Source organism: Acidobacterium capsulatum ATCC 51196 (assembly GCF_000022565.1).
GTDB lineage: Bacteria > Acidobacteriota > Terriglobia > Terriglobales > Acidobacteriaceae > Acidobacterium > Acidobacterium capsulatum.
The window spans coordinates 4026414-4039319 of sequence record NC_012483.1 but is presented as its reverse complement, the minus strand read 5'-3'; the positions used below and the strand labels follow the sequence as shown (position 1 = coordinate 4039319).

General features: G+C 63.7%; 9 protein-coding genes. 3 read left to right on the top strand and 6 right to left on the bottom strand.

Features of this window, described 5'->3' with window-relative positions; all coding sequences use genetic code 11:
* Window positions 1-30: 30 nt before the first annotated feature.
* The 5 genes from deoC to galE form a co-directional block, all read right to left on the bottom strand.
* The gene (gene deoC, locus ACP_RS16655) at window positions 31-1038 is read right to left on the bottom strand and encodes a deoxyribose-phosphate aldolase (protein ID WP_015898510.1); all 1008 of its coding nucleotides are present in this window, start codon (window positions 1036-1038) and stop codon (window positions 31-33) included.
* 41 nt (window positions 1039-1079) lie between these two features.
* Window positions 1080-2018 carry a ribokinase gene (rbsK, locus tag ACP_RS16650; RefSeq protein WP_015898509.1) on the bottom strand — a complete coding sequence of 313 codons (939 nt, stop codon included), beginning with the start codon at window positions 2016-2018 and terminating at the stop codon, window positions 1080-1082.
* A 20-nt stretch (window positions 2019-2038) separates the two neighbouring features.
* Window positions 2039-3877, bottom strand: a complete 1839-nt coding sequence (locus tag ACP_RS16645; RefSeq protein WP_015898508.1) for a MutS-related protein — start codon at window positions 3875-3877, stop codon at window positions 2039-2041.
* 52 nt (window positions 3878-3929) lie between these two features.
* Window positions 3930-6338 (bottom strand): carbohydrate binding family 9 domain-containing protein, encoded by a 2409-nt coding sequence (locus ACP_RS16640; protein ID WP_015898507.1) that lies wholly within the window; start codon window positions 6336-6338, stop codon window positions 3930-3932.
* A gap of 173 nt (window positions 6339-6511) precedes the next feature.
* A complete protein-coding gene (galE, locus tag ACP_RS16635) occupies window positions 6512-7486 on the bottom strand; it encodes a UDP-glucose 4-epimerase GalE (RefSeq protein WP_015898506.1) in 975 nt (324 codons plus the stop codon).
* Between the two features lie 555 nt (window positions 7487-8041).
* Between galE and ACP_RS16630 the strand changes: the two genes are divergently transcribed.
* The 3 genes from ACP_RS16630 to ACP_RS16620 all read left to right on the top strand — a co-directional run bounded on the left by ACP_RS16630 (window position 8042) and on the right by ACP_RS16620 (window position 11993).
* The gene (locus tag ACP_RS16630; protein ID WP_015898505.1) at window positions 8042-9115 is read left to right on the top strand and encodes an energy transducer TonB; all 1074 of its coding nucleotides are present in this window, start codon (window positions 8042-8044) and stop codon (window positions 9113-9115) included.
* A gap of 154 nt (window positions 9116-9269) precedes the next feature.
* Window positions 9270-11165 carry a M48 family metalloprotease gene (locus ACP_RS16625; RefSeq protein ID WP_015898504.1) on the top strand — a complete coding sequence of 632 codons (1896 nt, stop codon included), beginning with the start codon at window positions 9270-9272 and terminating at the stop codon, window positions 11163-11165.
* A 207-nt stretch (window positions 11166-11372) separates the two neighbouring features.
* Entirely contained in the window at window positions 11373-11993 is a 621-nt protein-coding gene (locus ACP_RS16620; protein WP_015898503.1) for an outer membrane beta-barrel protein, read from the top strand.
* A 272-nt stretch (window positions 11994-12265) separates the two neighbouring features.
* Here ACP_RS16620 and ACP_RS16615 read toward each other — a convergent pair whose 3' ends face one another.
* Complete coding sequence (locus ACP_RS16615) at window positions 12266-12871, bottom strand: acyloxyacyl hydrolase (RefSeq protein ID WP_041839702.1); 606 nt, start codon at window positions 12869-12871, stop codon at window positions 12266-12268.
* Window positions 12872-12906: the final 35 nt, after the last annotated feature.

Below are 12906 nucleotides of genomic sequence, written 5' to 3'. Positions count from 1 at the left end.
GGACGCTTATTGGTCATGATCTCAGCGGCGTCAGGCCATCGGCTGGCGGTAAGCGGCGGAGTAGCGGCCGGTGACGTGGTGCTCCAACTGGCGCTCGATGTCGGTGAGCATGCCGCTCGCGCCGAAGCGGAACAGATGCGGCTCAAGCCAGGCGCGGCCGAGTTCTTCGCGCATGAGGAACATCCATTCGAGCGCCTGTTTCGCAGTGCGCAGGCCACCGGCGGGCTTGAAGCCGACGGCGATGCCGGTGCGCTCGAAGTACTGGCGAATGGCGCGCGCCATGACGAGCGAAACGGGCAGCGTGGCGTTGACGGCTTCCTTGCCGGTGGAGGTCTTGATGAAGTCCGCTCCGGCCATCATGGCCACCACGCTGGCGCGGCCCACGTTGCGCAGCGTCATGAGGTCGCCGGTGCCGAGAATCGCCTTGAGATGCACGCCGGGGCCGCAGGCCTGTTTGAAGGTGGCGACCTCATCGTAGAGCGCTTGCCACTGGCCGGTGAGCACCTGTCCGCGCTGGATGACGATGTCGATTTCGCGCGCACCGGCTTCGACAGAGCGGCGAATCTCAGACACGCGCTCGGCGAGCGGTGAAAGACCGGCAGGAAAGCCGGTGGAGACCGCAGCGACAGGAATGCCGGAGCCCGCGAGCGCCTGCACGGCGGTCTCGACGAAGGTGTGATACACACAGACCGCGCCCACGGTGAGACGCAGCGGCGTGATGCCGAGAGCCTGCACCAACTCCGGCTTGAGCGGCTGGCGCGCCTTGGCGCAGAGGCGGCGCACGCGCTCGGCGGTGTCATCGCCCGAGAGCGTGGTGAGGTCAATGCAGGTGATGGCCTTGAGCAGCCACGCGGCCTGCCAGTCTTTTTTGACGGTGCGGCGCGCGGTGAGCGTCTGCACGCGGCGCTCGATGGCGCTGCTGTTGGCGGTGACCGAGGCGACCCAGTCCAGATCGAGCGGCAAGCCGGGGTTGCCCACAGGCAGATGCAAGGGGGCGGACGCTGAAGAGGAATGCGATGCGGTGCTGGCGTGGCTCATGAGAACGAATCCTTATGGCGGCCTGCGCGTGCGATGCGCAATCAGGCGTGGCGCGCGAGCAGAGCTTCAACTTCGTGGCGGCGCGGCATGGAGGGCGAGGTGCCGGGCCGCGTGACTGCGATGCCCGCCACGGCGCATCCAAAACGCGCGGCTCTAATCACACCCATGCCCTCGGCCAGAGCGGCGGCGAAGCCCGCGTTGAAGGCGTCGCCCGCGCCGGTGGTATCAACCACAGGCCCGGCGTCGAAGGCGGGAATGTGCTGCTTCAGTGTAGCGCTTTTGACGTAAGCTCCTCGCGCGCCCAGCGTGAGGATGGCATGGCGTGCGCCGCGTGCGAGCAGCACATCGGCCGCAGCCTCTGCCTCGGCCAGCGTGGAGACAGGCAGGCCGGTGAGCGCCTGCGCCTCATGCTCGTTGGGCGTGACGAAATCGCAGAGCGGCAGCAGGCTCTCTGCCCCGGCGACGGCGGGCGCGGGATTGAGAACAGTGGGCACGCCGAGCGAGCGCGCGAGGCCGAGCGCGTGCCGGACGAGCGGCAGCGGAAGCTCGCACTGCGTGAGGAAACAGGCCGAGCGGGCGATGGCTTCGTGGGCGGCATCAATTTCAGCAGTGGTGAGCGCGCTGGCGGAGCCGGGCGAGACGACGATGGCGTTTTCGCCGCTTGCGTCATCGAGCAGGATGGCGGCCGCACCGGTGGCGGCGTGGGGGTCGCGGCGGAGAAAATCGGTGCGCACGCCGGCCTCACGATAAGCGGCTTCGGCGATGTGGCCAAAGGCATCCATGCCGATTTTGCTGAGGAAGTATGTCTCCGCACCGAGGCGCGCGGCGGCGATGGCCTGGTTGGTCCCTTTGCCGCCGGGGGCGGTGGCGAGCGAGGAGCCGACGACGGTTTCTCCCCAGGCGGGCAGCTTGTGCGTGCGGAAGGCGAGATCTAGGGCGAAGATGCCCATGACGAGAATAGGTTTGCGCTGTTCAGGCATGAGGAGTAATGGATACGACTTTACACGTCGAGACCGACGGCGCGCATGAGCTGGAGTGCGTTGGTGGATTCCACGATGCCGGGCGTCATGCGGTAGTCGAAGTGAAGCTCGCCGGAATGAAAGCGGTCGCCGAAGTGGTAGTTGGCCGCGTGGCCCCCGAGCTGATCCCCGGGACGGTCCCCGAGCCGATCAACAATCTGCGTGAGCGCGAGATCGTGCGTGGTGACGATGCCGATGGCCGCGTGACGCAGCAGGGTGCGCACGATGGCTTCAGTGCCAGTGCGGCGGTCGTTGGAGTTGGTGCCGGAGAAGAGTTCGTCCAGCAGAAAGAGCACGCCGGGCGTGGCGAGGGCGCGGTCCTGCATCTGCTTCAGGCGCTGAATCTCGGCATAGAAACGCGAGAGGCCACCCTGCAGCGAATCGAGCACGCAGATGGAGGCCGCAACGGCAAGCGGCGAGAGCGTGAGTTGCGCGGCGCAGACGGGCGCTCCGGCCTGTGCGAGCACGGCGTTGAGGCCAATGGCGCGCAGCAGAGTGCTCTTGCCGGCCATGTTGGGTCCGCTGAGCACGATGAGCTGCAGGCTGGCGTCCAGGCGCACATCGTTGGGCACGGCGCGGCTGGCGGGCAGCAGCGGGTGCGTGAGCGCGGTGGCGTGGAAGGTGGGAGTCTCGGCGGTGAAGGCCGGGAAGACTGCCTGCGGATGCTCCGCGGCGTAGCAGGAGAGCGAGAGCAGGGCTTCGATTTCGCCGGCGGCGGTGAGCCATGCTTGCAGGTGGCGGCCGTGTTGCTGACGCCACGCCTCAACGGGAGAGACCAAGAGCGTAGTGGTAAAGAGAAATGGCGCGAAGAGGCGCAGGGCCATGTTGTGGCGCGATTCCAACCACTGCAGGCGGCGGTTCAGGCTGCGTAATGCACGGGAAGCGCACTCCGGCTGACGGCCAACGACAGACTGCAGGGCCAGCAGTTTTTCCGACTGGAAGGCCTCGTGTTCCATCAGCTCGAAGACGGCGGAAAGCAGCGCCAGGTCATGCGCGGTGACTGCTTCTTCGACGGCGTCAGCGGCGGATTCGGCCCCCTTGCCGAAGAGGAAGCGCACGCCGTAGTTGAGTACCGAGATGGCGATGATCCAGAGCGGAGAGCCTGCGACGCCGGTGCGGGCGTACTCGATGAACCAGAGGACGAGGGTGGCGACCCAAAGCAGCGCCAGCAGCGGAGCGATGAAGCGGCTAAAGAATCTCGCGAGAGGTGACGGGGCCTCGCACCACGCGATGAACTTTTCAGGATGGACGCCGACCTGCATCTCTTCGCCGGCGAGCGCCATGGCTTCACGAAAGTCGAAGCGGGGCGCGAGATCCTGCACGGCAGACTGACGCTGCCCGATGACCTCGACCAGCGCGGGCGTGAGCAGCCAGTGGGCGAGCGTCTCTTCTCCAGAGCGGGTGCGGCAGATGGAGAGCAGCTCAAAGAGCGAGCCGGAGCCGAAGAGATCGAGGTCGCGGGCGTAGAGGTGGGCGTTGTCAAGAAAGCGCTCTCCGCTCGCGCCGGTGCCGGGCCAGCGGTCTTCCAGCCGGGCCATGGCCTGCTCACAGAAGCGCATGAGGCGCTGAGAGCGGCGCAGGCGGGCAAGAGTGCGCTCGTGCAGAACAAATGTAACGATGATGGCGACGATTAAGAGCGCGAGGGCAAAGGAGTATTGCGGTGCGTAGTGAATGACCGCGAGGCTGGCCACAGCGAAGATGAGAAAAAGGATGATTTTGGCGGCAACCCAACGGCGGTCCAGTCGCTGGAAGCGGGTGCTGTTCCGGGTGGCTGCGGCGAGAGCTTGCTGATAGCGCGGCAGAGGGCTGGCGGGGGTCACGCGAGTATTGTTGCACGCGCGGCGGCGCGGACGCAGGGGCAGGACGATTCGGCTAGAAGCGCAGCAGGTAGGTCATCTTCACGTAGATCGTCTTGCCATCGTTCATGAGGGTGGGGCTGTTGGTGGGCAGGATGGGATCGCTGGAATTGCAGAGGCCGTCGGGCAGGCGGGTGCAGAGCGAGCGGTCGTAATTGTCAAAGTTGCCGATGTAGCCGAAGTAAAACGCCGTGCCGGGGTGGGGCATGTAAGTGAAGAGAGCGTCGGCAAAGAGCGACTGGGAGTTGCTGGCGTCGGTGTACTGCTCGTTGGGCAGAGTGGAGATGTACTGGCCGATGAGGTTGAGCGAAGCGGCCTTGGTCATCTGGTAGTTCCAGCGGCTGACGATCTGGTGGTTGTCATAAACGGTCTGGCCGCTGTTGAGCGTGGAGAAGCGCGTGAACGAATAACTGTTCTGCAGGTCGATGGCGCGCAGGGCCTTGATCTCGACGCTGATGCTGGGCTGCGATTCGTCGACGGGAGCCGGCGCATCGTTCGAGGGCGGCGAATAGTTGATGACCGTTCCTCCGGAGTAGGAGGCGCTGAAGCCGAGATAGGGCACGGGCGAGGTCGAGAAGCTGGCTCCGGCGACGTGGCTGTGATATTCGACGTCGCCGGTGAGCTGCGAGTAATCGATGGGGCGCAGGCGGTCCTGGCCGAAGTTGGCCCATAGGCCGAAGTACGTTTGGCGCTTGAAGTTGATGTTGTAAGACGGATTGAAGTAGAAGTCGAGCGGCGTGCCGTGGTGGTCCCAGATGCGCTCGGTGTAGAAGTCAATGTCGTCAGAGAGCACCGGGCCGCTGGCAGGGCGAAAGGTGTAGTTGTAGGAGCCTTTTGCCTGGCGCACGTCGGGCCGGCGGAAGAATCCGGTATCGGTGACGAAGCCGGCCGCGGTGTCGTCGTAATTGATCCACCAACTGTTGTGGAGCGCCGAATAGCTGATGCCCTGCATGTAGGCCTGGCCGCTGCAGTCGAGGCTGGTGCTTTCGCACTCCTGCTCGCCGTCAGTGGAGTTGCTGAGATTGCTCGTCTCGGAGGTCATCGCCTGTCCGGTGACGGTCCAGCGGTTGCGGAAACGGGCACGGTAGTCCACGCCGCCGTCGCGGTTGAAGGAGCCGAGGTATTCGCGATCGGCGTAGATGACGCCCACGTCAGAGAGCTTGCCGAGGTCGCGGTCCACGCGGGCCAGATAATCGAGCGCGCGGGTGTTGGCCTGAGGGTTGCCGGGCGGCACGGCTTCGCCGGGTCCGCGATCATCGACGCCGAGCAGGCCGAGCGCCCACGGGCCGGCCTTGCCTGTGAGGCGCGCGCCAAACTGCGGCCGCACAATGTTGTCGGTGTAGTAGAGGTTGATGGGCGTCTGGAAGTAGCTGCTGTTCTCAATGAAGAACGGACGCACCTCAGGAAAATAAGCCGGGAAGCGTTGGTTGGGCGCGGCGGGATTGTCCACGCCGACCTGGCTGAAGTCAGGGTTGAGCGTGGTGTCGAGCACGAGGCTGTTGTGCAGGATGAATTTGGCGTCGAGCCCGGCGTAGCCCTGCAGGTGCTTGTCTTCAAAGTAAGGATTGACGGGATTGACGCTATTGAGCTGGCGCAGATTGCGGGCGAGCGCGTAGGGCTCCAACTGCACGTTCTGGCCGTGGCCAATGTCCTGGAAGCCTTCGACGATGCGCTCCTGGGTGAGCCTGCCTGCGACGTCATGACGGCTGCGGGGCCAGAAGTCCGACTCGCCGTTGCTGGCGACGTCGCGCTCAAGGATGATGCCCCAGCGGCGGAGCTGATCGGGGCGTGCCTTGGAGAAATAGAGGCTCACGAAGGGGATGCGCATGAGCACGACGAAGCCGTAGGGCGTGCGGCGGCCCCATGTGTCCCAGACCGTATCGAAGGAGTAGTCGTAGCCGTTCTGCTCGCTGTAGAGCGCATCGGCCTGAATGCCGTCAGCATTGCTCTGAAAGACGAAGGCGCGGCGATGATCGCCGAAGGTGTCGAGAAAGAGCGTGACCTTGTCGTCATTGCCGAGCGAGTCGCGGGCGACCATGTGCGCGCGCACGTCTTTGGGGTCAGGGTCTTTGCAGACAAAGGCCGCGTAGAAAGCGTTGTGCGTGTAGCCGAGATAAGCCGTGGTGGCATCGTCTGGCCGGCCGCCATCGTCAGGGTAGCGCTCAATGAAGTGCGGCACTCGGAGCATCTGCGCGGCCACTGCGGAGTGGTTGGGCAGCAGCAGGAAGTCGCCGAGTTTGGGCGCGATGGCGAGATGCGGAATGAGGTTTTGCGCCGGAGGCACGACGAGCGTGATGCCGCAGCATCCGCCAGCCGGCTGGAACTTTGCGGGCAAGCGATTGCCTGCGGAGGGCAAAGAAGAGGGTGTGCAGGCGCTGGCGGCGAGGACTCCTGCGAATAGGCATGGGATGAGGGTGAGGAGCATGCGCGCCCTTTGCCATCTCCCCGGGCCGCGGCGCTGCGGCGAAGGAGCGGAGCGAAGCAAGACGTTGTGCTGGAGCGCGACGCGAAACATCCGTGACCTTATTTTTACACGCCCGATGGGCGGGATGCCCGGAGGGTTCCGGTGTGTAGGGATTTCCCTCCGGGCGGTAATTCTTACTCGTAGCGCTGCTGGTGCCACTCCCAGGCGCTGGTGAGAATCTGTTCGATCGAGGCAAGTTCGGGCGTCCAGCCGAGATCCTGACGAATTTTTTCAGAGCTGGCGACCAGCACGGCGGGGTCGCCCGGGCGGCGAGTTTCTTCGATAACGGGAATCTCGCGGCCGGTGACGCGGCGTGCGGTCTCGATGACTTCGCGGACGGAGAAGCCCTGGCCATTGCCGAGGTTATAGATGAGGCGGCCGGGGCGGGACTCGTCGTTGAGGGCATCGAGCGCGAGCAGGTGCGCCTTGGCCAGGTCGCGCACATGGATGTAGTCGCGGATGCAGGTGCCGTCAGGCGTGGGGTAGTCGCTGCCGTAGACCTTGATGGCGGCGCGGCGGCCTATGGCGGCGTCGAGGATGAGCGGGATCAGGTGCGATTCGGGCTCGTGGGCCTCGCCGCGCCCGGGCATGGCTCCGGCCACGTTGAAATAGCGCAGGCTGGCGTAGCGCAGGCCGTGGCAGCGGTGCAGCCAGGCGAGCATCTGCTCGACGAGGAGCTTGGATTCGCCATAGGCGTTGGTGGGCTGCAGCTTTGCGTCTTCGCGGATGGGCGTGGACTCGGGCTCGCCGTAGACGGCGGCGGTCGAGGAGAAGACCAGCTTGTTCACTCCGGCAGCCAGCATGGCCTCAAAGAGCGTGAGCGTCGAGGCGGTATTGTTGCGGAAGTAGCGCTCGGGCACCTGCATGCTTTCGCCGGCCTCAATCAGCGCGGCAAAGTGCAGCACGGCCTCGATGCCGTCGCGCAGGGTGCTCTCGACGGTGGCGCGGTCGGCCAGATCGGCCTCGACAAAGGTGGTTCCAGCCGGAATCATGGAGCGTTTGCTGTGCCCGAGGTTGTCGAGCACCACGACGTCGTGGCCCTGGGAGACGAGCAGCCCTGCCACGGTCCCGCCAATGTATCCTGCACCGCCAGTTACGAGAATGCGCAAGCGAGTCATTCCTTTCTGATGAAACGAGAGGCGCGAAGCCTGAGATTTTGTTCATAAGACGGCCACATGGACGCCGTAGGATACTGCCTGTCTCAGTGTATGTTCCCATTGCGTCCACGGTTCCGTTTTTGGAATACAGACAAAATTTTCTCTCCGGCCCGCGAGCGAATGCGTGTGGGTGCGCATCTCGTATTGGTAAGGCGATGCGTGAATGCGGCGCCGGGAGGGGCATGGTTACCGAAGCGAGTGACCTCCTGCTTTTGTGGGAGAGCAAATTGGTGACGAACGGGTTATGCTCGCAGCAGAGAGACCGGGCAGTTGCGCGCGTTCGCCGGTCCCGAATCGCAATTTCCAACCCTTTCTTTCAGGCTTGCGGGCTGTAAATGGCTCACAACACAGTTCCGGCTCTCTCCAGAAGAGAACGGCCACGAGAATGGCCATCGAGATGCATGCAAACAGATGGCAGAGTCTCGGACGAGGTCTTCGAGGAAGCGCTCGAGAACGATGATGACGGCGGGTACGCCCGCCTTAACCCCTTGGGAGTAATCGCTGTTTATGGCAACGACAGACCGTTCGAAGCACGATAATTTCGGACTGCTGCCGGAAGAAGAAAAGCGCTTCGGGTCGTTTGGTGTCAGCCTGGTTGTGAATGTGCTGATTGCGGCGCTGGCTATTCTGCTGACCGTCTCGCAGGTGCATCAGCGCATCCATCAGATGCAGTCTACAGAGCTGATCTTCCCCATTCCCCAGCCGAAGCCTTATATTCCCCCGCCGCCGGTGCATCTGCCGCCTCCGCCGAAGATTACGGAGACGCAGCCCTCGAAGATTATTCCTCCGGCGCCGGTGAAGACGCCGCCTCCGCCGCCGAAGCCGGTGCATATCAAGACGCCGGAGCCGGTGCTGCCGAAGTTCCGGCCAGCGCCGCCGGTGCGGGTGGCTCCGCCTCCGAAGCCGAAGGTGGGTCTGTTTCAAAGCGCGCGGCCGACGGCAGTGGCGAACAACCGGCAGCGGCCCACGATGCACACGGGCGGCTTTGGCGATCCCGAGGGTGTGCATCCGAATCCGAACGCCAACCAGCGGCCCACGGTGGCAGCGGTGGGAGCCTTTCACTCAGCTCCGGGCGCGAGCCAGGGCGCGGGTGCGGCCCGGCGCGGCGCGGTGCATGGCGTGAACTTTGGCTCCGGGGTGTCGTCAGGCGTTCCCGGCGGTCGGAGCCGCGGCACGGTAGCCTCCACCGGCTTTGGCAGCGGCGTGGTGGGCGGCACGGGGCGTCCGGGCGGACATGGACGCGTGGCCCAGCCTTCGTTTGGCGGCAATATGTATGGCAACGGCGGGGCGCATGGGCAGGTGCAGCAGGCGCAGACGACTCCGATTGTGGTGTTGTGGAAGCCGCTACCGCAGTACACTGCCCAGGCGCGGGCCGAGCATATTCAGGGCGATGTGACGCTGCGGGTGCGGTTCACGGCGCAGGGACAGGTACAGGTGCTGGGCGTGGTGCGTGGACTGGGCGCGGGGCTGGACCAGCAGGCCATTGCCGCAGCCGAGAAGATTCGCTTCAAGCCGGCGACCCGGGATGGGCATCCGGTGGACCAGGTGAGCCTCATTCGCATCTCATTCCAAATGACCTAGCGGCCTTGGGGAGTTTTTGAGGGATGCGGCGGGTGATATCCCGTGGCGTGGTAATCATGGATTCACAGGAGACTCCGGCCGGGGCCGGAACAGAGAGATTGAACAACGGGCCGGCGGGATGCCGGGACGATAAAAATGCAGTCAGGAGCCATCAATGTTTCGTAAGTCTTGCGTGCTGGGTCTGGTGCTGACCCTGAGTCTGGCGCCGGCATGGGCCAGAAGGCACAAATACAGAATGGAGACTGCGCCGCTGACGCCGCAGCAGCAGCAACTGATCCACGAGGCGATTCAGCAGGAGCAGGTCACCATTCGCGCGATTGAGAAGGACACGCCGGTGGTGCAGACCTACATCCAGGACATGCGCCCGGACCCGAAGCTCTACCAGGTGCCGGTCAAGGATGAGTATTCGATTGCGCGTGTGGACTTCAGCAAGGGCTTTGACGCGTACTCCTACAACGCGAAGCAGACGAAGACTGGCTTTCTGCATGGCACGCTCAAGTACCTGTCAGACCTGACGAAATCCTTTCACCTGACGGACAATCCGACCGGCTTCATGGACATGATGTTCATTGACCCGTCGGGCTTCAATGAGCAGCACTACACCTTCTCGTTTGTGCGGCAGGAGTTTCTGGGCGAGATAAGGACGACGGTCTTTGACGTGCGCCCGAAGAAGCACACGGGGCCGGGCCGCTTCTTTGGCCGCATCTGGGTCGAGGATGACGGCGGCCACATCGTGCGCTTCAACGGCACGTACACGAACAACCCCAACGACCCGGAGAACCACTACTACCACTTCGATAGCTGGCGGCAGAACATTCAGCCGGGCCTGTGGATGCCGCTCGCGATCTACGTCGAGGAGACGCACCGCACGGAGTCGTCGAAGTCGGTGGGGCTGCGCGGGCAGACGTTCTATTGGGGCTACTCGCTCAAGACGCCGCAGCGCGCGCAGGAGCAGGAGTCCGTGGACATTGAAAACGCCCAGGACGAGAGCCAGAATGCGACCGATATGAGTCCTCTGCAGGCCGAACGGCAGTGGGTGACCGAGGCGCAGAACAATGTGCTCGACCGGCTGCAGGCAGCGGGTCTGCTGGCTGCCCCCAGCCCGTTTGACAAGGTGCTGGACCAGGTGGTCGAGAACGTGGTGATTGGCAACAATCTGGCGCTGCCAGGGCCGATTCACTGCCGCGTGCTGCTGACCGAGCCGCTCGAAACGCTGGCGGTGGGCAACACCATCCTGATCAGCAAGGGGCTGGTGGATGTGCTGCCGACCGAGGCCGATCTGGCGGCGGTGCTGAGCTTCCAGTTGGCGCAGATTGAGCTGGGGCACCACATTGACACGCGCTATGCCTTCAGCGACCGTCTGCTCTTCCCCGACGAAGCGGCCTTCCAGAAGATCGAGATGAGCCACACGACGGCGGACAACGCCTCGGCGGCCAAGAAGGCCGAGGAGCTGTTTGCGCACTCGGTGTATGCGTCGAAGTCGGGCGAGGTGGGACTGTTCTTTGAGCAGCTCATGGATCGCCAGAAGGCGCTGAAGCAGTTGCTGACGCCTCGGCTGGGCGATCCCCTGCTGCAGGCCAACGGGCAGCCTTGGATGGCGACGTTCCTGAACGGCGCGCCGAAGCTGGACCCGGCCAACCTGCAGCAGATTGCCGCGCTGCCGCTGGACAGCCATCTGAAGATCGACCCCTGGAACGATCAGGTGGAGACGCTGAATGTGAGCCCGGCTCCGCTGCTGAACGCGAGCGACAAGATGCCGTTTGAGATCACGCCGATCTACTTCCGCCTGCAGCCGTATCAGGCGCCGGCACCGCCGCAAGCGGCACCGGCCCAGGGCGCGGACCAGAATCAGGGGGCGAATCCGGGAGCGAACCAGGGGGCGGCGCAGGGTCAGGGGCCTGATCAGGGCCAAGTCCAAGGCGCAGCGCCGAATCAGCCCGGCCCCGTGCAGGAGCAGAATCTGCCCGAACCGGGCCAGGGGCAGAATCCGGGACCTAATCCGGGGCAACCGCAGCAGAATCCTCCGCAGGGTCAGCCGCAGACGCGCTGAGCGGCTGATTCCACCCTCAACACCGATTGGGAGCCATCACTGGCTCCCAATTTTTTTTGCAAGCCGGAAGAGACACGGAGCCAGAGAAGGCAGGCGATTGGCCTGCGGCCAGAGGAGATGAGAGGATTAGATTTCTCTAATTTTTTCTATGAGTTTCCCCCGCAACATTGGTCCATGAAACGCTCGTGTGAGAGACGAGGAGAGGTAATGGTGCTCAAAAAGTTCTTAGGATGGGCGGCGGCTCCCGCACTGCTGCTGCTGGTGGCCCAGGCGTCCATGGCGCAGGTGCGGCCTTCGACGACCGGCGGCGGTGGTTCTGTGGTGGTGGGCGCGGAGGCTTCGCTCTTCAAGCCCGATTCCCTGCCCAAGGGTTTCATCGACGGCTACACGACGAGCGATTACACGGCGAGCGATCTGGCGGGCGTGGGGTTTTTCTTTGATGTGAATCTGAAGCCCCGCTGGGGCATGGAAGGCGAGGCGAACTGGCTGAACTACCACGGCAGCCAGGGCGAGAAGCAGCAGCATTATCTGCTGGGGCCGCGCTATCGCGTATATCGCTGGCATAGCGCGTCTGCGTTTGTGAAATTCATGATGGGCGCGGGGCGCGAGGTGTTTCCTGACCGGATTGGCAAGGGCAGCTACTTTGCCTTTGGGCCTGGAGGGACACTCGATTACCAGCTCACGCCGCGGATTGACGTTCGCGCGGACTACGAATATCTGGATTGGCCAAAGGCGCCGAACCTCGGGCCAGAAATTCCGAATAACGGGATGCATCCGCAGGGAATCTCGATCGGGATCGGCTACCGGCTGTTGAATGGGCAGAGGTGAGGTGAATCCCGGGTCTGAAGGGACGGCCCCGGGGCACCCGGACGAGAGGTAGTGACGGCTGTATACCCACATCTCAAAAGCGAGATGTGGAGCACCCGGCCCCATCTCCAAAAGAGAGAAATAGGGGCACCCGATAGTTTGGGCAGCCCGAAGCAGGACAGAACGCCTGAACACAGAACAGCCCCGGGAGCGATGCTCGCCGGGGCTGTTCTGTATCTTGCTGCGGGGTCGAGATGCGTGTCTTCCAGCGGGAACGGCGTGAGCCGGTGCGCTTAGAAGTGGTACGCGAAGCCGATAACCGGGTCGTTCACGTTGTAGTAGCGCCGCGTGTTGAAGGGCGTGTAGCCGAACTCAGGCGTCTTGCTGATGAGGCCACGGTATTCGACGCGGAGGTCCCAGCTTGGGCTCAGTTCGTAGGCGAAACCGACGCCGTAGAGCGCGGTGGGCAGCATCTGCTGCTTGAGGTTGGAGACGGTGATCGTGGTGTAGGTGTTGTCGATGGGCGTGTAGATGCCGATGCCGCCACCAGCTTCAATGAACGGATTGAAGTTATGGAAGTAGAAGTTCTGCACGTAGGCGAAGGTGACTTCCTGCCGGCGCGTGTTCACGATGTAGTTGTAGCTGGGGCTGGAGAAGTGCTCCTTCATCTGCGCATAGCCATAGTTGGCTTCCAGCTGACTGCGCGGGGTCAGGTCATAGCGATAGCTCACCAGTCCACCGAGTCCCGTGTTGGAGTGCAGGTAAACGGCACCCGATCCAGCGACGAAGGGCGGAATCAGGCCCGATGCGCTGCCGCTGACATCCATGCGGCTCTCTTGCCCCATTGCTGCTACTGCCATCAACGGCAGCAGTACGAAAAGCAACCAACTCTTCTTCATTCGTTCAAAAACCTCTCGCCTGCAGAAAAGCACCG

What these genes read in the sequence shown, in the direction of transcription:
- ACP_RS16620 (WP_015898503.1), top strand. Translation starts at nt 11,373, where the DNA reads ATGGTGCTCAAAAAGTTCTTAGGATGGGCGGCGGCTCCCGCACTGCTG.
- ACP_RS16640 (WP_015898507.1), bottom strand. Translation starts at nt 6,338, where the DNA reads ATGCTCCTCACCCTCATCCCATGCCTATTCGCAGGAGTCCTCGCCGCC.
- deoC (WP_015898510.1), bottom strand. Translation starts at nt 1,038, where the DNA reads ATGAGCCACGCCAGCACCGCATCGCATTCCTCTTCAGCGTCCGCCCCC.
- rbsK (WP_015898509.1), bottom strand. Translation starts at nt 2,018, where the DNA reads ATGCCTGAACAGCGCAAACCTATTCTCGTCATGGGCATCTTCGCCCTA.
- ACP_RS16630 (WP_015898505.1), top strand. Translation starts at nt 8,042, where the DNA reads ATGGCAACGACAGACCGTTCGAAGCACGATAATTTCGGACTGCTGCCG.
- ACP_RS16615 (WP_041839702.1), bottom strand. Translation starts at nt 12,871, where the DNA reads ATGAAGAAGAGTTGGTTGCTTTTCGTACTGCTGCCGTTGATGGCAGTA.
- ACP_RS16625 (WP_015898504.1), top strand. Translation starts at nt 9,270, where the DNA reads ATGTTTCGTAAGTCTTGCGTGCTGGGTCTGGTGCTGACCCTGAGTCTG.